A 25,520-nucleotide genomic window follows, 5' to 3' on the forward strand; every position below is an offset into this window, starting at 1 on the left:
CCGGGTTTCTTCCAGAAACCCGGTTTCTAAAAAGCCCAATGCCCCACACCGAGTTTCTACTCCTCAACTTGATGGAGGCGTCGCAAATTGAGAATATCGCTCATATTTCTAATTTGACAGAACGTGCGCTCTAGCTGTTCGCGATCTCGGATATCAATGCACAGGTCAATTAGCGCCGGCTGTCCCGGATAAGTTCGGACTTGGGCGCTGCGAACATTAATATTGTCGTCTTTCAAGCGAGACAGGATGTCGTTGAGCACGCCCACGCGGTCAATCGCTTCAATTTGAACGTCAATCGGGTAAGTTTGCGGGCGTCTGCTATCATCAGTCGGATTCCAGCTCACCGGCACCAAGCGATCTCCGGGAACATGCTCCAGATTGGCGCACCCCTGCCGGTGAATGGAAATGCCGCGACTCCCGCGCGTGACTGCGCCGATAATCGGTTCGCCGGGGAGAGGTTTGCAGCAACCGGCAGTGTGATAGAGCATCCCTTCCACACCGGCGATCGGAGATTTGCCGGCAGGCACTTCCCGCACAGTTCGCGACGGCGGTGCCGGTGGGGGGGGAGTTTCCACTACCGGCAAGGGCGGCTGTTTTTCCTTAATCGTGTCGCGCAGCCGGTTTACCACCTGATTGAGAGTCACTTCCCCGTAACCCAAAGCTGCCAGCAACTCTTCCACGCTGTGATAGTTAGACCGCAATGCAACCGCCTGCATCGGTTCCGATTTCAGCAGCGCTTCAAACCCATTTTTGCCCAGTTCCTTTTCCAGCATATCCCGACCGCGCGCGATATTTTCGTCGCGGTGCGATCTCCTGTACCACTGGCGAATCCGGTTGCGAGCGCCGGTGGTTTCCACAAAATTCAGCCAGTCCAAACTGGGGTGGCTGTTTTTCTGAGTGAGAATTTCCACCATATCCCCATTTTTCAGGGTTGTGTCCAGCGGCACCATGCGCCCGTTCAGCTTTGCGCCGGCGCAGTGGTTGCCCACCTCTGTGTGAATCCGGTAGGCAAAATCAACGGGAGTCGCTCCCCTCGCCAGAGAGATCACATCTCCCCCGGGCGTGAACACGTAAACATCATCTTCAAATAAATTATCTTTAACACTCTCCAGATATTCCTGAGCGTCCTTAAGGTCACTTTGCCATTCCAGCAGCTGGCGCAGCCAAGTGAATTTCTCCTCCTCCCCTTTCATCTGGCTGGATGAGCCGCTTTCCTTGTACTTCCAGTGAGCCGCAATCCCGTACTCAGCGACATGGTGCATTTCCAGCGTCCGGATCTGCACTTCCACAGGACGCCCGCTGATGCCCACCACAACAGTGTGCAGTGACTGATAGCGGTTGGGTTTTGGCAAGCCAATATAGTCCTTAAACCGGCCCGGAATCGGGCGGAAGGCGTCGTGAACTACAGCCAGAGCCCGGTAGCACTCATCCTTCGTCCGCACAATAATGCGAATAGCGGCAAGATCGTAGATTTCGTGAAACTCCTTCGCCTGCCGCTGCATTTTTTGGTATATACTCCACAGGTGCTTGGGCCGGCCACTGATGTCCTGGCACTGGATGCCCGATTCCGCCAGCCCCTCCCGCAGCATTTCTGCGACTTTAGCCAGTCGGGCTTCCCTGTCCGCTCGCTTTTCTGCCACCAGCGCCTGCGTTTCTCGGTAGGCTTCTGGTTCCAGGTACTTGAACGACAGATCCTCGAGCTCCCACTTAAAGCGACCGATGCCCAGGCGATTGGCCAGTGGGGCGAAGATGTCGCGCGTTTCCTGAGCGATCCGCCGGCGCTTTTCATCCGCCAGGGAGTCCAGGGTGCGCATATTGTGCAGCCGGTCGGCTAGCTTGACGACTATCACCCGGATATCTTTGGCCATTGCCAGGAACATGCGGCGGAAGTTCTCCGCTTGGCGCTCTGTCTTGCTGGAGAACTTAAACTTGGAAAGCTTTGTGACTCCTTCCACCAGGTGCCGCACCTCGGTGCCAAACCGCTGCTCTATTTCCTCTGGGGTGACGTCTGTGTCTTCCACCACATCGTGCAGGAAGCCGGCGGCGATCATGGCGCTCCCGCCTCCGAGGTCCCGCAACATGCCGGCAACGGCGATCGGGTGGCAGATGTAGGGCTCTCCGGATTTCCGGCACTGCCCCTCATGCAGCCGGTAGGCAAACTCAAACGCCCGACAGATTAAAGCCCTGTCTGCCGGCGCTACTTCTGGCCCAGCCGTGCCCGGGGGCTGTCGCTCAGCGAGCAAACACGCCTGCAGCCAGTCGGGCAGTTCTACGTCATATACGGGGATCGCAGCAGCTACGTTCATATCTGTCTCTCTTAAAAATTAAGAATAGGTTGACGAGTGAGCGGTTGAGTTAGCCAATTTTAAAGCTTTTTTGTAGCCAGGTATACAGTTCACCGCTCACAAGCGTGTGTGGCAACCTGCCTCGGGTGAGTGAAGACCTTGCTGGAAATAGATTGGCCCGGTCAGCTCCCGACAATGTTCTCAAACTCCCGGCGGCTGACCCCAAAATTCACATGTTCCTTTAAGCTTTAGCAAGACTTAGGCGAATGCTTTGGGAGCATCCCGGTTGGCGGAAGCCCATATCAATGCCACAATGATTTCAGGAGGGGGTAGCAGGAGAAGATTTTTGGCCAGCTGAATCCCGGAAACGGGATTGAAACTTTCCTACAATATAGACAAACTTCTTCACAATATGCTCCCCTCCCCCGACCGCCAGCCCTATGAGGAATTCCAGCAGAGCCTCGAACAGCTGCTCTCGACTGCCCAACAGCCTTCTCTGGATGGGGCAGCCCTGAAAGGGGCGCTCCAGGAGGTGCAACAATTTTTTAACGGGCGAATTTTGGGGGTGCCGGCTGAGGAGTTAGACCCAGCACTGGCGTCACGGGTGCAGTCAATCCAAACCGAAATCCACAAGCAACTGCGGCTGCTAATGACAGACGCCATGTTTCTGGCTGCGAGCAGGCAGCCGGCAACGGCGCAGCAGCGACAGTCTCAGGTGCTAGAGCGCATCCAAACGCTGATGGCTTATGCGGGAGCGCTGCTGAAAGATGGAGAGGAAGGGTGAACACAGAGGGAGAGCCGGGGGGCTAGCAGCAGCCGGTGGGATGAACCCCACCCCCCAACCCCAGCCCCTTATCCCCAGAGGGGGCCCCACCTTCCCCGTTTACGGGGAGGGGGAGTAAGAGGCGGTTTTCGTACAGTTGACCAATTACCAGTAACTATGGGTGAACCTTTACTTTCCGTGGAAAATCTCAGAGTCGCCTATCCTTACCAGCGCGGGGGTGGCGAGCCTACTTGGGCGATTGACGGCGTGTCGTTTACGCTGCAGCCGGGCGAGCGCTTGGGGCTGGTGGGGGAGTCGGGCTGCGGCAAGTCCACCCTGGGGCGAGCGGCGATGCGCTTGCTGCCGGCATCTTCGCAGATTGAGGGGCGGGTGAGTTTTGCCGGCCAGTCTGTGTTTGACCTGACACCGGCACAGCTGAGACGCTTCCGGGGTGAGGCGGTGGCGCTGGTGTTCCAAGATCCGATGACGCGCCTCGATCCCCTGATGACGATTGGGGATCACTGCATGGAAACGCTGTTGAGCCACCAGCCCCAGTTGAGCCGGCGTCAGGCGAAGGAGAAAGCGATTGAAACTCTGGCGGCGGTGAGGATACCGGCGAGCCGGTGGTCGCAGTACCCGCACGAGTTCAGCGGGGGGATGCGCCAGCGGGTGGCGATTGCTCTGGCGCTGATGCTGGAACCTCGGATGATTGTGGCGGATGAGCCCACGACTAGCTTGGATGTCACGGTGTCAGCAGAGATTATGCAGGAGCTGACGCGGCTGTGCCGGGAGCGGGAGCTAGCGCTGCTGCTGATTTCCCACGATTTGGCGATGGTGGGGGAGTATTGCGACCGGATTGCGGTGATGTACTTTGGCAAGATGGTGGAAACCGGCACCACTGAGTCGGTGTTCAAAAACCCCCAGCACGAATATACGAAGTCGCTGCTGCAGGCGGCGCTGCACATTCAGGCGGAAGGGAACACTGCCGGTGGGGGAAAATCTGGCTCGCAGGCTGCGCCGGAGGGCCAAACGCCGCTGCTGCGGGTGCGGGATTTGAAGCAGCACTACACGCTGGAGCCGAATTTTCTGGAGCGGCTGTTTAGCAAGCAAGACCAGACGATTAAGGCGGTCGATGGGGTGAGCTTGGAGCTGTATCAGGGAGAAATTCTCGGTTTGGTGGGGGAGTCGGGCTGCGGCAAGAGCACTCTGTCTCGCACGATTTTGCAGCTGATCCGCCCCACCGGCGGGCAGGTGGAGTTTCTGGGGGAGGATTTAACTCAGCTGCCTTTGGGATCTGTGCGCCAGCGCCGCCGGCAAATGCAGATGGTGTTTCAAGATCCGCACGCCTGTCTGAATCCGATGATGACGGTGGGGCAGAGTGTGGCCGATCCGCTGTTTATTCACAAGCTGGCTGCGCCCGCTGAGGCTAAGGTGCGGGTGACGGAAATGCTGGAGCGGGTGGGGCTGACACCGGCTGAGTTTTATGATAGGTATCCCTCGGAGCTGTCTGGGGGGCAGCAGCAGCGCGTGGCGATTGCGCGGGCGCTGATCACTCGTCCGAGGCTGGTGATTTGCGATGAGCCGGTGAGCATGCTGGATGCCAGCGTGCAAACTCAGGTGCTGAAGCTGATGCTGGAGTTGAAGCGGGAGTTTGATTTGACGTATTTGTTTATCACTCACGACTTGTGGCTGGCGCGATTTCTGTGCGATCGCATCGCGGTGATGAATGCGGGCCAGATTGTGGAAATGGGGCCGGCGCGAGAGATTTTTGCCAGCCCCCAGCACCCTTACACTCAAAAATTGCTTCAGGCGGCTCCTCTACTGGCTCGCACCGGCTGAGGGGGCTCCCCCCTGTCCGACCTGTCGTGCTCGATGACAAAGACATTGGCGTAAAGGTTGGCCAGGATTTGTTTCCCCTCTTGGGTTAGGGACAGGTAGACGAGCGCATCTTTGATCAGGGGGTAGACGCTGCTCCACAAATATTTGGGGTAGTGCTCCCGCAAGTCTCCGGGGTTGCGATAGCCCAGTTCCCGGTTGAAGCCGATTTCTTCAAACTCGTAGTAGACGGCACCGATTTTTTTGAAGAATCGGGGATCGCTGAGCTGCCCAATCAGTGTGGCGGCGCGAACTAAGCCCGGATAGTTAACTGTATCGCCAAGGTCTGTGCCGGCGGGAATGGGGAAGCGGGTGAGTTCGATGTTGCGCTTAATTTGCTCAACCTCAATGAGTTTGTGTCCGCCAAACCGCTCGTCTACAAAGAGTTTTGCCCGGTCGGCGCGGTAAGGGGTGAGGCTGGCGTCTGTGGCTCCTTCGCAGAGGGTTACGGTTTTTCCGTCCCTGCCGGTGGCGTAAACACCCTTTCTGTCCTGCCGGCAGACTCCTTTAACGTAGCCGATGTTGTGGCAGAGCAGGGAGATGATGAAGTGCAGCCAGTCTTCGCAGGAAACGCCCCCTTCCCGGATGTGCTTGCCTCTGAGGATTTCTTGCCCCACTAAGGTGATTGAGATTGTGTGTTCGACGTTGTGGTAGAGGGCGTCGCTGTTGGCGATGTTTTCCAGGGCCATGTTGCCGGCCCATCCTATAATATCTTCATAGTCCGGTTTGTAGCCGCCGTAGGTGCGGTGGTAGCCGGCTCTTAGCTGTTTCACGAAGGCATCAATCAGTAGTTCCGTAGCATCAAACATGTCGAGTTCTCCCGTCAGTCACTGCAGCTCTGGCACTGTGCGGATGTTTTTCCCGATCGGACCCGTGCCGGCGAGCCCCCTCCCCACTGCGCCGGCGTAAGGGACTTCTCCCTGGGACCTGACACCCCACACTGCGCCCTCTCACACCTCACCCTTGACTGTAATATTTTATAGAGGGTTCTCTTCCCAATCTAGCCGCATCGGGGGGGATTGTCTAGATGGACGGGATCTGCCGGTGCGCCGACACTCGCCGGCTGGGTTTTTACCGTGTTCACCGGCTCTGTCATCCACATGCCGGCACCGCTCACTAGAGTGTCGGCTGGACTTTAATATTATAGCGCTTTTCGCACGCTTGCTGCCAGCACGGCTTGAGCGGTTACTTCCCCGGTTTCTGGCTGTCGCGCCCACCTGACAGGATCGGAAATTTTTCAGAAAGAATTAGGTTTTTAATAATCCGAAAAAGGCCATAATTGCCCAAAAAACAGAAAAGATCAACTGCAATTTTAGTGAGATAAAATTCCTTAATTAGATGTTTGTGATTGGGAGTGTTTATGAAGGTTCGGGATGCGGTTGAAGGGGATTTGCCGGCGATTGTGGGAATTTACAATGCTTCGATTCCGCAGCGGATAGCGACAGCGGATTTGGAGCCGGTGCCGGTGGAAAGTCGCCGGATGTGGTTTCGCGCTCACACACCGGCACGCTTCCCGATTTGGGTGGTGGAAGTTGAGGGGGAGATTGTGGCGTGGTTGAGTTTCCAGCTGTTTTACGGGCGATCGGCATACGTCAAAACAGCCGAGGTTAGTATTTATGTCGCTCCGAAGTATCAGCGGCGCGGTCTAGGCCGGCTGCTTCTGTCGCTCGCGATTTCTCGCAGTCATGACTTGGGGTTTACAACTTTGCTAGCTTTTATTTTTGCGCACAATTTGCCGAGTTTGCAGCTGTTTGAGGGGTTGGGTTTTGAGCGCTGGGGGTATTTGCCGGCGGTGGCGGAACTGGATGGTGTTGAGAGGGATGTGGTGATTGCCGGTCGGCGAATTGAGGGAGCGGATGTGGGGGAATGATAGCATAGAGTGTTAGGGCGTTGAAGATTTCAGGTTTTTTGTGTATAGTGGAGTCAGGGCGATAAAAGTTACGGAGAAAGGTGATGTCGGATTATAACGAGATAAGGAATCAAGTGCTAAGCCTCACCCCTGAGGAGCAACTGCGTCTGATATACGAAGTGCTGTCAATGGTTCGCCACCGAGTTGTGGCTAAGCCCAAGCGCAGCATTCTGGAGCTGGAAGGGTTGGGTAAGGAAATCTGGGAAGGTATTGATGCTCAAGAATACGTCAATCAGGAGCGCGGACAATGGAATGGATAGCTCAGCTACGGGGAGAAGTCGTGGGATTGGATACTGCGCCGCTGATTTACTTTATCGAGCAAAATCCCGCTTATATAGAGATGATGCGGCTTTTCTTTAGAGCGATGGAACGAGGCGAGTTTAAGGTGGTGACATCTGTGATGACGCTGGTGGAGGTGCTAGTTTATCCCTTGCGGCGGGGAGACACAGCACTGGCTCAGCAATATCGGGAGATCCTCTTTGATAATGAAAGATTGATGACTTTGGATATTTCCCAAGATATTGCTGAAGCGGCGGCGCAACTGAGGGCAGAACACAATTTGAGAGCGCCAGATGCGATTCAAATGGCGGCTGCTATCCGTGGGGGCGCTTCGTTTTTCTTGACAAATGATGCGCGGCTGCCTTCTTTGCCGGGGTTGCAAGTGTTGGTGCTGGAGACGCTGAGAAATTCTGGCTGATGCGAGTCAAGGGGGCTAGACATTGGGGTGAAGTTTGATAGGTGAGACGAATCGCAATCTCGACATTCTGAGCGAGCGCCGGCACAAGGGAGCGGATAATCCTAATGCCTAGCTTTCTGTTCGAGAGAAACTTGACTGATTGTGCCGGTGAGTGGTAAACTAAAAACAAAAGTAAGGGAGAAAAGTCGATGAGCACACAACGCTGGACTGATGAGATGTTAGACCGGCTGGCCGGCACAGTAGAAAATATGGCCAGCACGGTAGAGAGTCACTCTCGTTTAATAGAGAGTCAGTCGCGCCTGATAGAGGGGAACGCCCGCATTATCCAAGCTCTAGCTAACGCGGCGGCTGAGGCGAGGGAAGAACGGCAGCAGTTATTGCAACTGATTGCCCAACATCAGGAAAGGATGAATCAACAGCAGGCAGAGATTGTGGGTTTGAGAACTGAGACGAATCGCATGCTCCACATTCTTCTCAACCAGCGCAATCAAGGGGATAATCCTAATCCCTAGCTGGCAAGCGTGAAAGTTGACTGGCGGGGGAATGGTAAACTAAGAATAAAAGTCAAGGAGAAAAATCGATGAGCGCACAAGAGTGGAATGATGAGAGGTTACACCGGCATGCCGGCACGGTAGAGACTTACGATTGTCTAATAGAGAATAACGAGCGCATCTTACAAGCGCTAGCTGCTGGAGAAGCTGAGTTGAGGGAAGAGCGGCAGCGGTTGTTCCAGTTTATTGCCCAACAGCAGGCAAGTTTTGCCGACTGGCAAACAAGTTTTGACCAAATGCAGGTTGAGATTGACGCTTTGAGAGCTGAGGCGAATCGCAAGCTTGACATCTTGAGTGAGCGCCGGTGCGAGGGAGAAGATAAGCCTGATGCCTAGCTTTCAGTCAGAGTGAAAGTTGCCTGATTGTGGGGAGACATGCTAAACTAAAAACAAGAGTAAAGGAGAAAAATTCATGAGTGCAGAACGCTGGAATGATGAGATGCTAGACCGTTTGGCGAACTTCGTAGACAGTAACGCCCGCGTCATTCAAGCTCTAGCTAACGCGGCGGCTGAGGCGAGGGAAGAGCGGCAGCAGTTATTGCAACTGATTGCCCAACATCAGGAAAGGATGGATCAACAGCAGGCAGAGATTGTAGGTTTGAGAACTGAGACGAATCGCATGCTCGACATCCTGCTCAACCGGCGCGAGGGAGGGGATAACCCAACTCCTTGACTAAACAGCAAGTGTGCTGCGAGATATATCCGCAGGGCAGGCGAGACGCCCGCCCTGAATGTTTAAGCTCAACTAGGCAAACATCAAGCGCCCTTTGGGTTGAGGAATCGGACGCCCTAAGTCTCTGGCAGTCTCCATCCACTCTTGCATGACAATTTCTACATTGTGCAGGGCTTCCTGATAGGTGGCACCATCAGCGGCACAGCCCGGTAATTCCGGGACTTCGGCAATAAATGCCTGGTCTTCTTCACTCCAGTATATAATAATTTCATAGCGCAGCATCGTCTTGACCTCCTAGCCGGTACTTGAGAATTACTTCACGGACTTGCTTAACTTGATAGGGTTTCCGTGAATGCCAGAGCTGCTTGAATTGCCTCGGGGGTGAGGCGCGGATGAGCCGAGATAATCTGTTCTGGGGTTTCACCGGCTGCCAGTTTTTCGAGAATTAGCTCGGCGGTGATGCGGGTGCCGGCGATAGTCGGTTTGCCCATCATTATTTTTGGATCGGATACAACCAGCTAGTTCCTGCTGCATTGCTTTGCCTCCTACAGTTTATTTAATTATTGCATGCCGGTGGTGAAAGGGTGTATGATTGGGTTGAGCCGGTGTGTCAAGGTGCACCTACGTAAGAAGGCATGAGTCGTAGTCTCCCGGCGGTTGAAACCGCAGCTATACAGACAAAACCCGCCTGCGCGGGTTTTAAGATTCTAGCTATTCTCTTAAGTCCGCGTAGGCGGACTTGGTTTGTGTAGCCGCGATTTCAAGAGACTGTTGGCGAATTGATAGGGGGTTTTACCCCACCCCCAACCCCTCCCCGTGAACGGGGAGGGGAGCTTTCTGGGAACCCTTGTTCTCCCCTTTCTCGTCTTTCCTCGAAAAAAAAACCGCACATTTTGAGAGTCTCGCTATACTCTTAGCCCGCGAAGGCGGGCTTTGTTTGTATAGCCGCGATTTCCAATCGCCAGGAACCTGGCTAATCGCGGAGGAACTAGCTGTAGGTCTAACCCCTCACGCATTCGCCAACAGCTTCTTTCAATCGCCAGGAGCTTAAATTGACACCAATGTGCCCCCGTGCCCGCCCCTACCAGCCCCTACGGCGCTTGTCCGAATAATTTAGACTCCCTATATATTATTTCAACTAGAAGGAGCAACCCCATGAAGATCCATTATGATGCCGAAGTTGACGCTCTTTATATAGAGTTGCTGCCTTTAGCTCCTGGAACAGCAGAAAATCGAGAGCTGACTGAGGAGATTATTGCTAATTACAGTCCTGATGGCAAACTGGCTGGATTAGAAATCCTGGATGCGTCGCAAGTTCTTGGCGAACAGCTCCAAGAAATAATAGTCGAGGAGTCTTCCGCCGGTGTGATTCATCGACTGGCGCTTTTGTGAGAGGAGGGAGATGGGGATAATGTCCACTTATGACGAGGTGCTGGCTCAAGTTCAGCGCCTCACCCCAGCTGAATAGAGCCGGCTGTTAGAGGCTTTGAAAGCACTTGTTTTTCGCCCTGCAGAAGTTGAGGGCGACTCAGAGGAAATCATCCCGCCGGTGGAAATAGCGGAAAGCGAAGCCGCTTGGCTGGATTATCAAGCCGGTGGCTATCGGGGGATCTCCTCAAAAGAGCTAAAATTGAAGCTGTTTTGCTAGTTTCCAGGCGATTGGAAATCGCGGCTATACAAACGAAGCCCGCCTGCGCGGGCTAAGAGAAGAGCGAGACTCTCAAAATCTGCGCGGTTGTCCTCGTTGCGCCGCTATGCAATAATAGAGAGATGCCGGCATTCTGGGAGGTAACGCCCTCAGCAAGGCAAGGCTGTAGGAGGGGAAACGCAAGGAAATCGAGCAAATTTTGGAGCCGTTTCCCTTGTTAGAGGAGGCTCCAAAAGAGTAAAGCCCCACGATGGGGCTTTACATGGTGTTAATCCTCGCCGCACTACTTCTTAAGAATTGAGGGCGGGATGAGCTGGTTATAGACCGAACACTTTGGTTATCAACGGCCAAAGCTTATTGAAAGCTTCTAAAAAGGTTGCGGCTGGGGATAACACATCTATTACATCTTTCAAAGAGAAAGCGACATTTTTTGCCTGTTCTTGCTTTTGTTTTTCCTTGGGATTTTCAACCGCATCCTCCAGAATATTTAATTTGGTTGAAATTTTCTGTTTTTGCTCTTGACTCAATTTTGGATCAGCCTCAAGATCCTTTTGAAGTTGAGTTAGCGAATCTTTGAGTTTAATTTGCTCTGGTTCTGGGAGTGCGGCTGCTTGGTTCTCTTGATAGGTCATCGTATTCCCGTTCCCATCCCCAAATATGGGATTACCTTTAACGCCCCCGCTGATATTGTTTGTGATTTCGCTCATAAATTCCTCCTAATGGAATGGATTTACATCTCATTGAAAATTTACGTCATTTAAAATTTAGGTTGTTATTGACAGCATTCCCCCCTATATAATTGCCATTAATGTTGCCCCTTACAACAGTTACTACATAAGTGCCTTGATTTTCATCGCTATTCATGTATTTATACAAAGATTCTACCACTTTTCTTAAACCGGTTATGTCAGATGTAACAAATATTTTTTGTTGTCCTGAATTTAAATACAAACCCAGGCCATATTGTTGAGGAATGCCCAAATTGACAAAAATACAAACAATTGCTACGATAACAAACCCGAATGCTGCTTGACTATTTATGTTTAGCGAAAATAGTCCCAAGATAAATAGACCGGCAATTACTAATATTGGAACCTTTCCGGTTTTGACTTTAGACACACCAAAACCAGTGATATTATGGAACTGATAAACCTCTTGTCCAAACTGAACGGTTTTTTTGTTGATATATATGGCAGCCTTATCTACAATGTCCGTGTCGTTATTGTTGGGGCCTATAGGGCTTTTTTGGGTCATGATTTTAGGTATCCTCCATACATTGAATTGACGGCAAACAGATGAAAACGCTTGGCTAACACTTTAACAGACAACTCCCGAAGACCTAGTTCTCAGCGCCTGGGTCAGTTTGATATGATACCTTCCAGGGGTAAGTCACTTGGCCTTTCCTCCTGATTGATACTGCTCAGCTCGGTTGACTGTTAGCTTGATAATAAACATGATCTGCCAAGCTCTCCCCTCCGTCAAGTCGGAAAGGTCGGGCAATTTCCCCCGACAACCGGCACCAACAACGTCGGAAAGGTCGGAAACGTCGGAAAGTCGGATATAATACGGGAAACCATAGCATCTACCCTACCCGATGGAGATTAAAGAAATCTTAAAACTCGCGGACGATCTACTTGTGGCCAAAACGGGGAAACACCTGGACTATCTGCAAAAGGCCATACTACGCGGGACACTGGAAGGCCAGACCTACGCGCAAATAGCCGAGGAAAACTACATCACTGAAGGCCATGTCAAGGATGTCGGGTCAGAACTGTGGAAACTCTTCTCAGAGAGGCTGGGTAAACACGTTAGTAAAGTAAATTTTAGAGCGCTTTGGGAAAGCGGACAATTTTACAGTATTTTGTCATCTGTTGGCAGAGATGTGGGGAGAGATTTTGTAGCAATTAACAACATCAACATCTGCCAAGAACCTCCCGCCAAACCCACCGGCACACAGCAACCCCAGGAAACCCCAACCCAACTCCATCTCGACTTAGACGACGCACCCGAACTCTTCACCTTTTACGGACGATCCTCCGAACTCACCACCCTCCAACAGTGGATAACAGAAGATCGCTGTCGCCTCATCGCACTTCTGGGAATCAGCGGAATTGGCAAAACCGCCCTCGGAATCCGCCTCACCGAGCAAATCAAAACCCACTTCGACTATATCATCTATCGCAGCCTCCGCTTCTCCCCACCCCCAGATGAAACCCTCGCCAACCTGCTGCAAATCTTCTCGCGCCAACCCGACACCCCCCGCAGCAGCTCTACCCAACTCTCCCAACTCCTCAACCACCTGCGCAAGTATCGCTGTCTGATTCTCCTCGATGACGTGCAGATGCTATTCAGCCACCGGCAACTTGCAGGACAGTATAAATCCGGATGCGAAGACTACCACCACTTTTTCCAACTCATCGGAGAAGTGTCCCACAAAAGCTGTGTCATGTTGCTCAGCTGGGAGAAACCCAGAGACATTGCCAAGCAGGAAAAGGAAAATAACCTTGTCCGCTCATTCGTCTTGCAGGGTTTAGGTGTTGCCGGCAAAGAAATATTGAGCCAGCAAAACCTCTCCAATGAAGCGAGTTGGCCAACGCTCATTGATACCTATCAAGGCAATCCCCTGTGGTTAAAACTGACTGCAACGATGATTCAAGAGTTGTGTGGGGGCAGAGTTTCTGAGTTCTTGCAATACGACAGCCTGATATTAGATGAATCTTTGCAAGAACAGTTACACCGGCACTTTCAGCGCCTCACCGAGGGAGAGCAAAAGCTAATGGCTCAGCTGGCTAATGAAGGTGAGCCGGTTGCCTTACCGGAACTTTGCCAGACGAGCCACCTATCCGCAGCCGAAGTAATGAATGCCATGCAATCCCTTGTTAGGCGGTTCTTAGCCGGCACACAAGAGCGGGAAGGTGCAACCTTTTTTACCCTGAATCCCGTGTTAAAACAGTATGTGAAAAATAGGTATATTTAGAGAGGCAGAAACAACTTAAGCTCCCGGCGATTGGAAATCGCGGCTATACAAACGAAGTCCGCCTTCGCGGACTAAGAGAAGAACAAGAATCTTAAAACCCGCGCAGGCGGGTTTTGTCTGTATAGCTGCGGTTTCAACCGCCGAGAGACTGGACTCAAACCTTACCATATTAACTCCAGATTCAGCACAAAACCGGCAAGCACCGGCTCACCCGACAAAGTTGCCGGTGATTCCAGCACCTCAACCTCTTCACCAGGGCGATAAATCTCCACTTGGCGGGACTTCCGATTAATCAGCCACCCCAAACGAGCGCCATTGCTGATATACTCCTGCATCTTCTTCTGAGCCACCTTCAAGCTATCACTCGGAGAGAGCAACTCAACAACAAAATCAGGACAAATCGGCGGAAATTTCTCTTTTTGCTCAGCAGTAAGCGCATTCCAGCGTTCCAGCGCCACCCAAGCAGCATCAGGAGAGCGATCTGCGCCATTGGGAAGTTTGAACCCAGTTGAGGAATCGAAAACCTTACCCAGTTTACTTGACTGATTCCAGATCCATAGCTGAGCCGTTAGTCCAGCGTTGCTGTTTCCCGTTTCTCCGCCAGCCGGTGCCATAATGATTAATTCTCCTGTCGCAGTGCGCTCAAACCTCAAATCGCCGTTGTCCTGACAGAGCTGATAAAATTGCTCATCTGTCAGCTTGATAGAGTTGAAGTTAACAGTTAGGGCAGTCATATTGGGATTAAAAATTTGCAATTGGGGATATTCTCGTTTCCAGGCGCTCCTCACAAAAGATTATAGCCGGCACCGGCAGGCGCAGCCAAAGCCGTCAGACTGTGGGTATAAGCTGTTGCGCCCAGACGCTGTGCGCGGGGAAAAGCCCGCGCAGGCGGGCTTTGTCTGTATAGCGGCAGGTTTCAACCTGCCGTATTGGGATTGAAAATTTGGAATTGGGGATATTCTCGTTTCCTGGCGCTCCTCACAAAAGATTATAGCTCGCACCGGCAGGCGCAGCCACTGGAGTCTCGCCTGTCCCCTCGTTCCCAGAACGAGGGTAAAGCCCGCGAAGGCGGGCTTTGTCTGTATAGCGGCAGGTTTCAACCTGCCGTTCTCGGCTTTGTCTGCACACCGGCATCTTTCAACCTGCCGTTCTCGGCTTTGTCCGCACACCGGCATCTTTCAACCTGCCGGATTGCCGTATTGCGATTTAAAAACTTTCCCAACGCGGATAAAATGCCGGTTCGAGGCATTGCCCTGGAGGCAGGGCTTCGGTAGGGCTAAAGCCCTACTACAAACCTTTACATTTTCGCTCCCAGGCGGAGCCTGGGAACGAGGGGAAAAAACGAGGGGAACGAGGGGAATTTCTCCCCCCTCTCCCCCCTTGGGAGAGGGGGGTAGGGGGGGTGAGGGCAATTACTCAATCCCCTCAATCCGGTCCTCAACCTCCTGGTACAGCTGGCGCAGCCGGTCGAGATTTTCCTCACTGGTTTCCCAGTAACCGCGCCCATTCGCCTCCAGCAAAGTCGCAACCATCTTGCGGAACGAATTCGGATTCAGATTCATCAGGCGCTGCTGCATCGCCTCATCCTTCATGAACGTCTCATTCGTATCCTCATACACCCAATTATCCACCGCACCTGCAGTCGCAGACCAGCCCATTGTGTTAACCAGGCGCTTCGAGAGCTCCCGCACGCCCTCATAGCCGTGCGAAAGCATCCCCTCATACCACTTGGGATTCAGCATCTTCGTCCGCGCATCCAGACGCACCGTCTCCGAAAGCGTCCGAATCTGGGCATTCGCCGTCGTCGTATCCGCCATATAAGAAGCCGGCTGCTTCCCATCCCCGCGCAGAGTCGAGATCACTTTCGTCGGATCGGAATCGTAATAGTGCGACACATCCGTCAAACTGATCTCCGACGAATCCAAATTTTGGAACGTCACCTCAGCAGACTTCAACGACGACTCAAAAATCCGCCGCGACTCCTCAAACGTACCCGGATTATCCGACGAGAACGCAAACGACTTCCGCGTCAAATACATCTCCTGCAGCTGCGCTTCATCCTCCCAAGTGCCATTCTCCACCGCCAAGTTCACATTAGAAGAATACGAACCCGACGCATTCGAGAACACCCGAGTCGCCGCTTGGCGCAGGTTAATCCCCATCTCCTCAGCTTGCTTCAGCGCGTGCTTGCGGACAAAGTTCATCTCCACCGGCTCATCCGCCTCAGCCGCCATCTTCACCGCCTTGTCCAGCAGACTCATCTGGTTGATGAACAAATCCCGGAACACCCCAGAACAGTTAATCACCACATCAATCCGGGGACGGCCCAACTCTTCAAGCGGAAGCAGCTCCAGCTTATTCACCCGCCCCAGAGCGTCAGGCACCGGCTTCACCCCCACCATCCACATAATTTGGGCGAGAGATTCCCCGTAAGTCTTGATATTGTCCGTCCCCCACAGCACGCACGCAATCGTTTCCGGATATTTACCTCCGTTTTCCGCCCGCTGGCGAGCCAGGAGCCGGTCTACCACAACCTTGGCAGACTTCACCGCCGCCGCCGTGGGAATCGATTGCGGATCGAGGGCGTGGATATTCTTGCCGGTGGGGAGAACATCCGGATTGCGAATCGGATCGCCCCCCGGTCCGGGAAGGATATACTCCCCTTCCAGCGCCCGCAGCATCGCGCCGAGCTCGTTATCCGCGCAAACCTGCTGCAAGCAGAACTCCAGATACTCAAACAGCGGCTTAATCGCGTCGGCGTCAACCTTCTTGTAACCGGCTTGGTGCAGCGCCTCAATCCAAGGCTCCTTCTTGCCCATATTGAAGAAATTGAGCTTGGAAACCAGCGAAACCCGCCCGTCAGCGTCCGTTTGCTCCTTCACCAGCGCCGCCACTGCAGCGCGAGTCGCCAGAGTGATGTTTTGCAGCAGCTCCACATCGGCGAGAATGCCCTTGTCGCTGTTCTGGAACACCTGCTCCAGGTTGCGCCCGATGCTGTTGGCGATAATCCGGGGGAGAGAGACGATTCCCTCCTCTTCCCGATCCAGGCTGGCAATATTCACCAGCGTTGCGATCGCCTCCTCCGCGCTCGGCGGCTTGCCAATCACATGCAGCCCGCAAGGCAGCAGCCGCGACTCAATCTCCATCAGCCGGCGGTACACCATCCCCACAATATTATCCCGCTCCTCAGCCGTCATTGCGGAGGCGTCCTTCTCAGGAAGCGTGATATCCTTGTCCAGATTCACCATCCGGCTCTTGTCCATGATAGTATTGACAATCGCGGCACCGCGCCCGCTGTCCTTCAGCGTCTGGTACGAGCCAATCAGCTCGCTCAACTCCTTCAAACCCTTGTACAGCCCAGCATTCTCCGCCGGCGGCGTCAGGTAAGAAATCGTCTCCGCATAGCTGCGGCGCTTGGCAATCGTCGCCTCGCTGGGATTGTTCGCCGCGTAGTAATAGAGATTGGGAATATTGCCAATCAGGTTATCCGGGTAGCACTCCCCAGACATCCCCATCTGCTTGCCGGGCATAAATTCCAGAGATCCGTGAGTCCCGAAGTGCAGCACCGCATCCGCGCCCCAAATTTGCTCCAGATAGGTGTAATATGCCGCAAAACCGTGGTGCGGGCTAGCAGAGCGAGAGAACAGCAGCCGCATCGGATCGCCTTCGTAGCCGAAAGTGGGCTGCACGCCGATGAACACATTGCCGAAGTGCTTGCCGTAGACTAGCAGATTTTGCCCGTCGCTGTTGAGATTTCCCGGCGGCGGACCCCAGTTTTCTTCCAGTCGCGTCGAGTAGGGCGTCAGTTTCTCGTACTCATCTACCGGCATGCGGTAGGCGATGTTCAGTTCCGGGCTGGCATACTGCGCTTGGGCGTCGTGAATCACTTCCAGCATCAGCTTCTCGGCGGATTCTGGCAAGTCTTGCACGTCATAGCCGTTGCCCTTCAGCGCTTCCATCACTTTGTAGATAGAGCCGAACACGTCCAGATAGGCGGCGGTTCCCACATTTCCCTTGTCGGGCGGGAAGCTGAAAACGGTGATTGCAACCTTTTTATCTAATTTCGGCTTGCGGCGCAAGGAAGCCCACTTGAGGGCGCGCGCCGCCACGGCTTCGATGCGGTCTTGCAGTGCGATCGCCTTGCCGGTTGCCCCATCCCGCCCGGACATGATAATCGGCTCGATCGCGCCGTCAAGTTCGGGAATGGCAATTTGCAGCGCCACTTGAATCGGGTGCAGCCCCAGGTCGCTATCCTCCCACTCTTCCGTGGTTTGGAACACCAGCGGAAGGGCCACCATGTAAGGCCGGTTCAGCCGTTTCAGGGAGTCGATGGCCTTGGGGTGGTCTTGGCGTGCCGGTCCGCCAACCAGGGCGAAGCCGGTGAGGGACACTACGCCATCCACCAGGGGCAGGGGCGCAACGCCTTTTGGCGCGACATCCCAGAAATAGGCGTCCACCGGCTTGGAGAAGTCCAGCCCGCCGGCGAACACGGGGATAACCCGCGCCCCCATCGCCTCAAATTCCTGCACCACTGCCACATAGTGAGCGTCATCGCCGGTGACGAGGTGAGTGCGCTGCAGCACCAAACCGATGCAGGGTGCCAGGGGATCTTTCAAGTCCGCTGAAATATCGTCGCGGCTATTATACCACGCCAGGTACTCTTTGACATCCTCAAACATTTGCGGTGCCAGAGGGTGCCAGACGCCCATATCTGGGTAGACAACGGGTTCCTCGTACTGCAGGGACGATTCTTTTGAGCTCCCTTTCTCATCTTTGAAAACGTACTTGTCCGCCAGCATCAGCAGGAAGTTCTCCAAGTTTTCGGAGGAACCGCCCAGCCAGTATTGGAAACTGAGCATGAAGTTGCGGGCGTCTTGCGCTTTGTCGATGGGCAGGTACTTCAGCACCTTCGGCAGGGTTTGCAGCAGCTTCAGCATGCCGTCTTGGAAAGAACCGCCGGATTGCTCCTTGCGCTTGCGCATGAATTGTGCTATGGCGCTCTTCGACTGACCCAGCTGAGCCAGCGAGAAGCTGCCCATCTTGTTCAGGCGCATCACTTGGGGCATCGAGGGGAAGACCACGGCGACATCGAGGCGATCGCGGTGAGGTTCCACCGCAGCTACCACCCTGTCTGCCAAGTCTTCAATAAAAATCAGCGAAGCAATGAAGACATTGGCTTCGGCAACCTCCCGCTTGAAGTCCTCGTAGTTCTCCGGGTTGCGCAGTTCTTCGATTAAATAGCCGCTGATTTCAATGGCCAGATGTGGGTTGTTCTGGTTAATCGAGCGAACCGCCCCGGACAGGGCACTCTGATACTGGGCTTCTAGCACGACATAGACCACCTTGAGTAGCTTTCGCCCTTGGAGGTTGTCAGGCGCAATGTGTCGGACGGTGGGCTTGACGTGAGTGAACATGCAGGTAGGCTCCTTAATTGGCGCGTGTTCTCTTCTCTGGAATCAGCACTTAAAAAGTGGCTTATGAGTGTTTTTACCATAAAACCGCCACCAGAGAAAGGTTTTGGCCTTTATCTGACACAATTTGGCAAAAACTCGCCCTGCTGGTTGAGATTTTGTTAAGAAATAACTCAAACCCCTCAAAATGTGGTATAGTTGCAGCCTCACTGCGATTGCCGGTCGCGAGCCTGTTTGAGCAATTCAACAACATCTTTGTGCCCTTCATTGGACGCCCAAACCAGTGCTGTCCAAGTGTTGCTGTCCTTGGCCTTCAGGTCTGCCCCGCTGTCTAGCAAGGCTCGCACAACTGGAATGTGGCCACCGGCAGCGGCAGTCATCAGAGGGGTTAAGCCAAAATTGGTTTTTGCGCTGACATCCGCACCGGCATCGAGCAGGGCGCACACAATGTCCAGGTGGCCAGCACCGGCAGCCCCCATCAGGGCAGTCCAGCCATCGGCATCGGGGGCATTGACATCCGCACCGGCAGCCAGCAGCTGCTTGACGATGCCGAGGTTGCCGGCCTCAGCAGCCGCGATTAAGGCATTCGAGCCCTCAGCGTCTTTGGCGCTCACATCCGCCCCTTGGGCAATCATTGCTTCCACTGCAGGGGCGTCACCGCTTTTCACTGCGTGTATTAAATCTGTCATCGCCGCACACCTTTGTGATCTCACGTCAGGTTGAATACCCATCATATCTCTGAGGTCAGGTTCGTAGTTGGGCTTTAGCCCAAAAGTTCGCAGTTGGGCTTTAGCCCAAACCCACCTGTCGCCGGCCAAGGGCCGCAGTTGGGCCGCAATTGCCGGCCAGCATTTCAGTAGAAACCCGGTTCCTTAACCCCAAAAGGTAGCCGGTGCTGTGTTCGCACTGCTATTTTAACAGCTAGAGCGAGTCAGGCTGAACAGCCCTAGCTCGAATTTTTTTTATCATATCACATTTAGATGCTCGCCTTAAATCACCTTGTTTCATGTCTCATTTTTATCTGGCTAGGATTGGGGCTCCCTGCCTTTGCAGAAACAAAAATCCTAAGTCAGCACTTGAAAAAACATGGCGTACCGGCTAAAATTCAGGCTGCCGGCACAGCTGCTTGGCCAGAAACTTCGGCAAGGGCCGTGACCCCAGCGCCAAACAGGTTGCAGTGGGAAAAGAAACAGACGTTTAAAGAAACTTCACCGCCAATATCTGAGGCTCCCCCTGAAGAAACCCCCGCGCCGGTGCTGCGAGGAGATATGTTGAGGAACCGCCCCACAGTCCTAACCACAGCCCATCACCTGCAGGGAGGGGAGGTTGTGTCAGCGCTGCGCTACCGGCAGTCCTTTCCCTCCGGCACAGCAGCAGATGTCGGCCTTACCGGCCAGCCCACTGTGGGAATTAGCTGGGGGGTAACAGACAACCTGGAAATTACCCTAGATGCGCAGACGGCTGACAACTCCGGTCCCGGCGACCAAGGAGAATTCCGAGCTCGAAGAACAACCGCCGATGGCAGTGGCAACTTCTTTCAAGAATTAACCCTGCAGGCGAAGCAGCGAATTTGGGAGAACCGAGAGGGCACGCAGGCGCTGAGCGGTGTATTTGCCATCTCGCGAGGAGTGCGCTCTTACCGTTTTTACACCTCTAGGGGGCGCGCCCTCTCCGAGGGAGACAATAAGCAGGAGCTTGTCATTTCCCTGGAGTTGCCTTATACTGTTATAGTCGGTAACCGCTGGCAGTTTACCTTGTCTCCTAAGGTAGCGTTCTTGCCAGAAGATAACGCCCTGTACTTCCGCCGGCCTCCGGTAGATGACCCCGGTTCTTTTGGCACGACCTTGGGTTTTGCCGGCGGAGTCAGTTACACCATTAACCCCAGGCTATTACTCTGGGGTGATGCGTTTGTCCCCTTTACCGGCAACAACACCATCAACCGAGAGACAGGTCTGCCGGCTCGCACTATTGCCTTTAATGCCGGCTTGCGGTATCTTGTCAATCCCCGGCTGGCTGCAGATTTATTCCTTTCAAACGCCCTGGGAAACACCGGCGCTATGTCTGCTGTCGCCGATCGCGAGTTCATTTCCCTCGGTTTCGGGCTGGCATTTATACCCGCCTTCACCCGCGCCAACCAACCATACCCTCAAAGCTTTTACCCTCGCCAGCAGCCGCCTCCTTTTACCCCAGCTGGGTTTGCTTTTTTTGATGGCGGCACCCTGCCAAACCAACAAGTGCTGGCCACTTTGCAAGCCGGCAGCCAAGGACTGCTCGCAGCCATTCAGTACGGACTGCTGGATGACTTTGAAGTCGGTCTTTTTCTAGACGCGATTTCCGGCATTACAGACGAGTCAGAATTAGGATTGAGTGTCAAGATTCGGTTTTTAAATCAAGCCGATGGCGATCCATTGACCTTAAGCGCTTTGGGAACAGTCTCCCGCTCAAATAACGTCCTGCTCAATCTGCTCAGTGAGAATCCCGACGAGTTGAAAAATCGAGATTTGGACAAGCGCGGGTTTGCCTTGAAGAACGAAATTTGTTCGGAAGACGGCGGGATAACCGGCAATGACGGGGAGTGTTTGATTGTAACACTTTCTGTGCCGGTGCACTACCAGTATCCCAGTGGAAAAGCGATTTGGCTGACCCCTACGCTGGCATACGTGCAGCGGAATGGACTGGAAATTGCCGGCTTTAACGTCGGAGCCTCCTATCCCCTGTCGCCAAATCTGAATTTGATTGCGGAGGCGGGTTTGAACTTGAGCGGGAAGGGGAACGCCCTGATTGGCAGCGACCGCGAAACCGCTATTCCCTGGAGTTTGGGATTGCGCTGGAATGCCTCGGAATTCCTGGGTGCGGAGCCGGCACCAGGAACCCCCGGGCCACAAATTGAGCTGTACCTGACTAATCGTGCCGGCTCGACACCTTTTCACAACCTGAGAGTGCGCGCCGATAATGATATAGCATTAGGGTTTGGCCTGCTATTTCCCTTTCAATTCTAAAGCGGTGAAAACCCTCACCCCCAACGCCCCGTTGTAGGGTGGGTGCGCTCAACCGCGCGCCCACCGCAGTTCTCGTTCCGAGGATCTGTACAGAGATTTCTCGTTTTCTCGTTCGTTTTCTCATTCCCAGGAAGATGAACTGCGCACACCGCCACCGGTGAAAATTATGCGCTCTTACGAGGCCCGCTGATTGGGCTAAAGCCCAACTACAAACTCCGCCGATTGGGCTAAAGCCCAACTACAAACCCTGGGGATTGGGCTAAAGCCCAACTACAAACCCTGGGGATTGGGCTAAAGCCCAACTACAAACTCCGCTGATTGGGCTAAAGCCCAACTGCGAACCTTTTCAAGTCAGAGCCCCGGAACGAGTGAAGTGCTCTAAAATTGTAATTTCAACAGAGCAGCAGGAGAGTTGCCGGTGGGAGCAGTTGATATTTTAATCCTCTCGAATGGGCCAGGAGAAGTGGCCACTTGGGTGAGGCCGGTGGTGCGGGAGTTGCGCCGGCAGCTGGGTTTTGACCGCTCAGAGGTGCGCATTTCTGTGGTACTGTCGCCCTGCCCCCACGCTACCGGCAAAGAAGCAGCTATTGCCGGTTCATACCCAGAAGTAGACCGGGTTCAGGAACCGCAGCATTTCTGGCCATTTTTGCTGTCGGGCAAGACAGCGGAAAATTGGGACTGGCGCGACAGGGGGGCGGTGGTTTTTCTCGGCGGCGATCAAGTTTTCCCCGCTGTAATTGGGCACCGGCTCGGCTACCGCACCGTTGTCTATGCCGAGTGGGAAGCTCGCTGGCACCGCTGGATTGACCGCTTTGCCGTGATGAAACCGGAAATTGTCTGCAATTGCCGGCAAAAATATGCCGGCAAATTTACGGTTGTCGGGGATTTGATGGCAGATGTGGCTCTCGACGCCGGCAATTCACCGCCTCTCCAACTGGATGGGGAACTGATTGGGTTGCTCCCCGGCTCAAAGCCGGCAAAACTAGCCCAAGGTGTGCCGTTTTGCTTGGCGATAGCGGAAAAAGTCCGCGCCGCAAAACCCCAAACCCACTTTGTGATTCCTGTCGCGCCCACCTTGGATCTGGCGATATTAGCCCGCTTTGCCAACCCGCAGCACAATCCCCTGATTCAAAAGCTGGGATGGGGTTCTGCGGAACTGGTGATACCGCCCGCAACTGACTTTAACCCAAAATCGCCAGTCCAAAATGCAAAATTGGTAACACCGGCAGGATTGGAAGTGGTACTCTGGACTCAGACACCGGCATACGATTTGCTCTCCCAGTGCCGGCTTTGCCTGACAACTGTCGGTGCTAACACAGCTGAATTGGGCTCTCTCGCCGTGCCGATGATTGTCTTGATTCCCATGCAGCAGCGGGATGCCATGCGAGCTTGGGATGGCATCCCGGGGCTGCTGGCGAATTTGCCTGGGGTGGGATCTTTGTTTGCCGGTGCGATTAATTCCGTAGTTATCCGGCAGGGACGTCTGTTTGCTTGGCCAAATATCTGGGCGAAACAGGAGATTGTGCCGGAATTGGTGGGTGAATTGCAGCCGGCAGATGTGGCGCAGATGGTTCTCGATTTTCTGAACAATCCGGAAAAGCTGGAGGAAATGCGCTCGCGCCTTCGCGCTGTGCGCGGCGAACCCGGGGCGTCGCAAAAGCTAGCTAAAATAGTGTGCGAAGAGATTGTGCAATAAGTTGGGCATGGGGCATCATCGCCTTGGGCATTGGTAACTGAATTGCGGTAGTTTGTAGGGGGCTTTACCAAGGGAAAAGCACCCTACTTTTCATATTACTTAATTATCCCGGCATAGTTATCATTCCAGCAGGCAGCCTTAAGAACGTCCCCTACTTGAAATTTGAGGCGAACAGCAACCAGCAACCCCCATTCAGTAAAGCGGTGATAACCGCACCAATAATCACCCCTTTCATCAATCCCCATTGCTGCCGCCGCCGCAGCACAACAATTGCCGGCACAGCATAGATAGCTTGAGTTAATCCAATTCCCAAAAAAGCGAATAACAGGATAGCCATCAAATTCTGTAAAATTCCACTTAAAAGAGATCCGCTTGGCAGTCCAGCTGCTACAGAAGATAATATTCCCGATGCTGTTGCGCCTATTGCAATGGCTGCCACATGCAGTCCGAAAAGCAGCAGCATCCCCAATCCAATCTGAATCGCTTCATTTCTTTGTGACATAATTTTTCCTTTATTCGCAGTTTGTAGGGTGGGGATATCCCATTTTTGTACATCCCTCTCCTGTCGGACAGGCATCTTGCCTGTCCCAACCATATTTTTTGGGCACAGGCGAGACGCCTGCGCTACATGTTCGCCACCAAGTGATACCCAGCACTCCCCTCCCGGTAAAACATATTATAGGTATCAAACGGAATAATCCGCCCGTCCGGGTGTGCGATGTGAATGCAAGAGCGCTTCACAGAGCGGACATCAAAATTATAGGGGTCGAGAAACTGCACAATCATCACCCGAAACACATTTTCATAGGTAATTCCGTTCGGCACCGGCACCGCCGGCAAACAGCAGAGCAGCTGTTTCAGTGAAGTCGCCGAAGACTGCGGTGAATGGCTCGTTGAGAATAGCTCGAATAGTTTCCGCTTCAGCTCTTCATTTTGCTCGTAAAGCACGCTATTCGGCATCATCTCCACAAAAGCCTCTGGATTAATTAAACCAGTCAGGGGCATCACTTTTCCATTCAGCTTCAGTGCGTATGCCATCGCCAGACAGTCGGGATGGCAGGGAACTGGTATAATATCTTCTGGCTTAAAATAGGGACTCTGCTGCAAAATAGCTCGGCGGACTTCTGTCAGCGTGTACCTGTCGCGCTTGGGGTCAAAGTCCTCCAAACGCCCCGCCGCCTGCACCGGCTGAAACGTAACGCCCCGCACGCATTTCTGCTGCAGCGCCCACTCAATAATTTTGCCAATCTCCCCGTCATTCAGCCCTTTTTTGAGGGTGACAACCAGCGTTGTGGATATCTGGAAATCATTCAGGTGAGCTATCGCTCTCTCCCGCACCTCACGCAAATCCGCCCCCCGCAATTCCAAGAGCGCCCGCGCTTCAAAACTGTCAAATTGTAGGTAAACCTCAATCCCAGGCATGTACTGACTGAGGCGCTCGCAAAAAGACCTGTCCTTGGCAATTCTCACCCCATTGGTATTAATCATCAAGTGCTTCACCGGCTTGCTTTTCACCAGCTCCACAACCTGAAAAAATTCCGGATGAATCGTCGGCTCCCCACCGCTCAGCTGCACAATTTGTGGCTCTCCCTCATTCGCCACCACCGCATCCAGCATCCGTTCAATTTCCTGCAAACTGCGGTGACGCCGGCGCACTCCCCCACTGGCGGAAATTTCCTCCACCCCCGAATCCGCATAGCAAATCGGACAGGAGAGATTGCACCTGTCTGTCAATTCTATCAGAGTCAGACAGCTGTGCTGTTCGTGATCCGGACAAAGCCCGCAGTCGTAAGGACAGCTATATTTAATCGGCGTGTTGAATCGCAGCGGCATATCTCCGGGCTTGACAAATTCCAGAGATTTCTTATAATACTCAATATCATCCGCAATCAGCACCTCCTGATGCCCGTGGCTCGGACAGTGCTTGACCAGGTAGACGCACTCATCTCGAAAGATAATTTTCGCCTCTACTTTCGTCAAGCACTTCGAGCAGACACTGTTGGTTAACGAGTAAAACAGATAGTCGCGTACCGGCAT

At 53.6% G+C, this 25,520-nt stretch carries 25 protein-coding genes; 14 read left to right on the top strand and 11 right to left on the bottom strand.

From position 1 onward, the window contains the following. Positions 1–56: 56 nt before the first annotated feature. On the bottom strand, positions 57–2,306 hold the full coding sequence (locus OSC10802_RS0100905) for a RelA/SpoT family protein (protein ID WP_017714897.1): 2,250 nt from the start codon (positions 2,304–2,306) through the stop codon (positions 57–59). Between the two features lie 352 nt (positions 2,307–2,658). Here OSC10802_RS0100905 and patD point away from each other — a divergent pair, with 352 nt between their 5' ends. Beyond that, positions 2,659–3,069: a heterocyst frequency control protein PatD gene (gene patD / locus OSC10802_RS0100910; protein ID WP_232731590.1), complete on the top strand. Its 411-nt coding sequence runs from the start codon at positions 2,659–2,661 to the stop codon at positions 3,067–3,069. Between the two features lie 156 nt (positions 3,070–3,225). Continuing rightward, the gene (locus tag OSC10802_RS0100915) at positions 3,226–4,887 is read left to right on the top strand and encodes a dipeptide ABC transporter ATP-binding protein (protein ID WP_017714899.1); all 1,662 of its coding nucleotides are present in this window, start codon (positions 3,226–3,228) and stop codon (positions 4,885–4,887) included. On the opposite strand, the gene OSC10802_RS0100920 is transcribed toward OSC10802_RS0100915, so the two are convergent. Then, positions 4,854–5,732, bottom strand: coding sequence for an Npun_R2479 family HD domain-containing metalloprotein (locus OSC10802_RS0100920; RefSeq protein ID WP_017714900.1), 879 nt, complete (start codon positions 5,730–5,732; stop codon positions 4,854–4,856). The two genes, OSC10802_RS0100915 and OSC10802_RS0100920, sit on opposite strands and share 34 nt — an antisense overlap. Before the next feature lie 551 nt (positions 5,733–6,283). On the opposite strand from OSC10802_RS0100920, the gene OSC10802_RS0100925 reads away from it, so the two are divergent. The 6 genes from OSC10802_RS0100925 (at position 6,284) to OSC10802_RS0100950 (ending at position 8,752) form a co-directional block, all read left to right on the top strand. Next, complete coding sequence (locus OSC10802_RS0100925) at positions 6,284–6,793, top strand: GNAT family N-acetyltransferase (protein WP_017714903.1); 510 nt, start codon at positions 6,284–6,286, stop codon at positions 6,791–6,793. 83 nt (positions 6,794–6,876) lie between these two features. Further along, positions 6,877–7,092 (top strand): hypothetical protein, encoded by a 216-nt coding sequence (locus OSC10802_RS0100930; RefSeq protein ID WP_017714904.1) that lies wholly within the window; start codon positions 6,877–6,879, stop codon positions 7,090–7,092. After that, positions 7,080–7,529, top strand: coding sequence for a type II toxin-antitoxin system VapC family toxin (locus tag OSC10802_RS0100935; protein WP_017714905.1), 450 nt, complete (start codon positions 7,080–7,082; stop codon positions 7,527–7,529). Before OSC10802_RS0100930 ends, OSC10802_RS0100935 begins: the two co-directional genes overlap by 13 nt. A 188-nt stretch (positions 7,530–7,717) precedes the next feature. Next, positions 7,718–8,041: a hypothetical protein gene (locus OSC10802_RS0100940; RefSeq protein WP_017714906.1), complete on the top strand. Its 324-nt coding sequence runs from the start codon at positions 7,718–7,720 to the stop codon at positions 8,039–8,041. Positions 8,042–8,109: 68 nt separating this feature from the next. After that, positions 8,110–8,415, top strand: a complete 306-nt coding sequence (locus OSC10802_RS0100945) for a hypothetical protein (protein WP_017714907.1) — start codon at positions 8,110–8,112, stop codon at positions 8,413–8,415. Positions 8,416–8,491: 76 nt separating this feature from the next. After that, positions 8,492–8,752 (top strand): hypothetical protein, encoded by a 261-nt coding sequence (locus OSC10802_RS0100950; RefSeq protein ID WP_017714908.1) that lies wholly within the window; start codon positions 8,492–8,494, stop codon positions 8,750–8,752. Positions 8,753–8,824: 72 nt separating this feature from the next. Here OSC10802_RS0100950 and OSC10802_RS0100955 read toward each other — a convergent pair whose 3' ends face one another. Together OSC10802_RS0100955 and OSC10802_RS45625 are read right to left on the bottom strand one after the other, a co-directional pair. Beyond that, entirely contained in the window at positions 8,825–9,034 is a 210-nt protein-coding gene (locus OSC10802_RS0100955) for a type II toxin-antitoxin system HicB family antitoxin (RefSeq protein ID WP_017714909.1), read from the bottom strand. A 47-nt stretch (positions 9,035–9,081) separates the two neighbouring features. Continuing rightward, complete coding sequence (locus OSC10802_RS45625; protein ID WP_026098060.1) at positions 9,082–9,270, bottom strand: DUF433 domain-containing protein; 189 nt, start codon at positions 9,268–9,270, stop codon at positions 9,082–9,084. Between the two features lie 637 nt (positions 9,271–9,907). On the opposite strand from OSC10802_RS45625, the gene OSC10802_RS0100965 reads away from it, so the two are divergent. Together OSC10802_RS0100965 and OSC10802_RS48525 are read left to right on the top strand one after the other, a co-directional pair. Further along, positions 9,908–10,144 carry a DUF2283 domain-containing protein gene (locus OSC10802_RS0100965; protein ID WP_017714911.1) on the top strand — a complete coding sequence of 79 codons (237 nt, stop codon included), beginning with the start codon at positions 9,908–9,910 and terminating at the stop codon, positions 10,142–10,144. A 94-nt stretch (positions 10,145–10,238) separates the two neighbouring features. Beyond that, positions 10,239–10,400, top strand: coding sequence for a hypothetical protein (locus OSC10802_RS48525; RefSeq protein ID WP_017714912.1), 162 nt, complete (start codon positions 10,239–10,241; stop codon positions 10,398–10,400). Between the two features lie 317 nt (positions 10,401–10,717). Here the strand turns inward: OSC10802_RS48525 and OSC10802_RS0100975 are convergent, their stop codons facing one another. Both OSC10802_RS0100975 and OSC10802_RS0100980 read right to left on the bottom strand, forming a co-directional pair. After that, on the bottom strand, positions 10,718–11,107 hold the full coding sequence (locus OSC10802_RS0100975; protein ID WP_017714913.1) for a hypothetical protein: 390 nt from the start codon (positions 11,105–11,107) through the stop codon (positions 10,718–10,720). A 46-nt stretch (positions 11,108–11,153) separates the two neighbouring features. After that, positions 11,154–11,654, bottom strand: a complete 501-nt coding sequence (locus OSC10802_RS0100980; protein WP_017714914.1) for a DUF6232 family protein — start codon at positions 11,652–11,654, stop codon at positions 11,154–11,156. Between the two features lie 340 nt (positions 11,655–11,994). On the opposite strand from OSC10802_RS0100980, the gene OSC10802_RS0100985 reads away from it, so the two are divergent. Continuing rightward, complete coding sequence (locus OSC10802_RS0100985; RefSeq protein WP_017714915.1) at positions 11,995–13,377, top strand: helix-turn-helix domain-containing protein; 1,383 nt, start codon at positions 11,995–11,997, stop codon at positions 13,375–13,377. Between the two features lie 161 nt (positions 13,378–13,538). On the opposite strand, the gene OSC10802_RS0100990 is transcribed toward OSC10802_RS0100985, so the two are convergent. Next, positions 13,539–14,111 carry a Uma2 family endonuclease gene (locus OSC10802_RS0100990; RefSeq protein ID WP_017714916.1) on the bottom strand — a complete coding sequence of 191 codons (573 nt, stop codon included), beginning with the start codon at positions 14,109–14,111 and terminating at the stop codon, positions 13,539–13,541. Between the two features lie 201 nt (positions 14,112–14,312). On the opposite strand from OSC10802_RS0100990, the gene OSC10802_RS48530 reads away from it, so the two are divergent. Further along, entirely contained in the window at positions 14,313–14,651 is a 339-nt protein-coding gene (locus OSC10802_RS48530; RefSeq protein ID WP_155967269.1) for a hypothetical protein, read from the top strand. A 138-nt stretch (positions 14,652–14,789) separates the two neighbouring features. On the opposite strand, the gene OSC10802_RS0101000 is transcribed toward OSC10802_RS48530, so the two are convergent. Continuing rightward, complete coding sequence (locus OSC10802_RS0101000) at positions 14,790–18,791, bottom strand: magnesium chelatase subunit H (RefSeq protein WP_017714918.1); 4,002 nt, start codon at positions 18,789–18,791, stop codon at positions 14,790–14,792. Between the two features lie 203 nt (positions 18,792–18,994). After that, positions 18,995–19,477 carry an ankyrin repeat domain-containing protein gene (locus OSC10802_RS0101005; protein ID WP_017714919.1) on the bottom strand — a complete coding sequence of 161 codons (483 nt, stop codon included), beginning with the start codon at positions 19,475–19,477 and terminating at the stop codon, positions 18,995–18,997. Positions 19,478–19,864: 387 nt separating this feature from the next. Between OSC10802_RS0101005 and OSC10802_RS0101010 the strand changes: the two genes are divergently transcribed. Together OSC10802_RS0101010 and OSC10802_RS0101015 are read left to right on the top strand one after the other, a co-directional pair. Continuing rightward, complete coding sequence (locus tag OSC10802_RS0101010; protein WP_155967271.1) at positions 19,865–21,787, top strand: hypothetical protein; 1,923 nt, start codon at positions 19,865–19,867, stop codon at positions 21,785–21,787. Positions 21,788–22,205: 418 nt separating this feature from the next. Continuing rightward, entirely contained in the window at positions 22,206–23,483 is a 1,278-nt protein-coding gene (locus OSC10802_RS0101015; protein WP_017714921.1) for a glycosyltransferase family protein, read from the top strand. A gap of 151 nt (positions 23,484–23,634) precedes the next feature. Here the strand turns inward: OSC10802_RS0101015 and OSC10802_RS0101020 are convergent, their stop codons facing one another. Both OSC10802_RS0101020 and OSC10802_RS0101025 read right to left on the bottom strand, forming a co-directional pair. Then, a complete protein-coding gene (locus tag OSC10802_RS0101020) occupies positions 23,635–23,985 on the bottom strand; it encodes a hypothetical protein (RefSeq protein WP_017714922.1) in 351 nt (116 codons plus the stop codon). A gap of 122 nt (positions 23,986–24,107) precedes the next feature. Further along, positions 24,108–25,520 (bottom strand): radical SAM protein, encoded by a 1,413-nt coding sequence (locus tag OSC10802_RS0101025; protein WP_017714923.1) that lies wholly within the window; start codon positions 25,518–25,520, stop codon positions 24,108–24,110.

Source organism: Kamptonema formosum PCC 10802, from assembly GCF_000332335.1.
Taxonomy (GTDB): domain Bacteria; phylum Cyanobacteriota; class Cyanobacteriia; order Cyanobacteriales; family Oscillatoriaceae; genus Oscillatoria.

Excerpts from the sequence above, each read along its gene's own strand:
- OSC10802_RS0101000 (WP_017714918.1), bottom strand. The coding sequence starts at position 18,791 with ATGTTCACTCACGTCAAGCCCACCGTCCGACACATTGCGCCTGACAAC.
- OSC10802_RS0101025 (WP_017714923.1), bottom strand. The coding sequence starts at position 25,520 with ATGCCGGTACGCGACTATCTGTTTTACTCGTTAACCAACAGTGTCTGC.
- OSC10802_RS0101005 (WP_017714919.1), bottom strand. The coding sequence starts at position 19,477 with ATGACAGATTTAATACACGCAGTGAAAAGCGGTGACGCCCCTGCAGTG.
- OSC10802_RS0100915 (WP_017714899.1), top strand. The coding sequence starts at position 3,226 with ATGGGTGAACCTTTACTTTCCGTGGAAAATCTCAGAGTCGCCTATCCT.
- OSC10802_RS0100905 (WP_017714897.1), bottom strand. The coding sequence starts at position 2,306 with ATGAACGTAGCTGCTGCGATCCCCGTATATGACGTAGAACTGCCCGAC.
- OSC10802_RS0101020 (WP_017714922.1), bottom strand. The coding sequence starts at position 23,985 with ATGTCACAAAGAAATGAAGCGATTCAGATTGGATTGGGGATGCTGCTG.
- OSC10802_RS0100985 (WP_017714915.1), top strand. The coding sequence starts at position 11,995 with ATGGAGATTAAAGAAATCTTAAAACTCGCGGACGATCTACTTGTGGCC.
- OSC10802_RS0100990 (WP_017714916.1), bottom strand. The coding sequence starts at position 14,111 with ATGACTGCCCTAACTGTTAACTTCAACTCTATCAAGCTGACAGATGAG.
- OSC10802_RS0100925 (WP_017714903.1), top strand. The coding sequence starts at position 6,284 with ATGAAGGTTCGGGATGCGGTTGAAGGGGATTTGCCGGCGATTGTGGGA.
- OSC10802_RS0100945 (WP_017714907.1), top strand. The coding sequence starts at position 8,110 with ATGAGCGCACAAGAGTGGAATGATGAGAGGTTACACCGGCATGCCGGC.
- OSC10802_RS0100950 (WP_017714908.1), top strand. The coding sequence starts at position 8,492 with ATGAGTGCAGAACGCTGGAATGATGAGATGCTAGACCGTTTGGCGAAC.
- OSC10802_RS0100955 (WP_017714909.1), bottom strand. The coding sequence starts at position 9,034 with ATGCTGCGCTATGAAATTATTATATACTGGAGTGAAGAAGACCAGGCA.
- OSC10802_RS0100930 (WP_017714904.1), top strand. The coding sequence starts at position 6,877 with ATGTCGGATTATAACGAGATAAGGAATCAAGTGCTAAGCCTCACCCCT.
- OSC10802_RS0100920 (WP_017714900.1), bottom strand. The coding sequence starts at position 5,732 with ATGTTTGATGCTACGGAACTACTGATTGATGCCTTCGTGAAACAGCTA.
- OSC10802_RS0100935 (WP_017714905.1), top strand. The coding sequence starts at position 7,080 with ATGGAATGGATAGCTCAGCTACGGGGAGAAGTCGTGGGATTGGATACT.
- OSC10802_RS0100940 (WP_017714906.1), top strand. The coding sequence starts at position 7,718 with ATGAGCACACAACGCTGGACTGATGAGATGTTAGACCGGCTGGCCGGC.
- OSC10802_RS0100975 (WP_017714913.1), bottom strand. The coding sequence starts at position 11,107 with ATGAGCGAAATCACAAACAATATCAGCGGGGGCGTTAAAGGTAATCCC.
- OSC10802_RS0100965 (WP_017714911.1), top strand. The coding sequence starts at position 9,908 with ATGAAGATCCATTATGATGCCGAAGTTGACGCTCTTTATATAGAGTTG.
- OSC10802_RS0100980 (WP_017714914.1), bottom strand. The coding sequence starts at position 11,654 with ATGACCCAAAAAAGCCCTATAGGCCCCAACAATAACGACACGGACATT.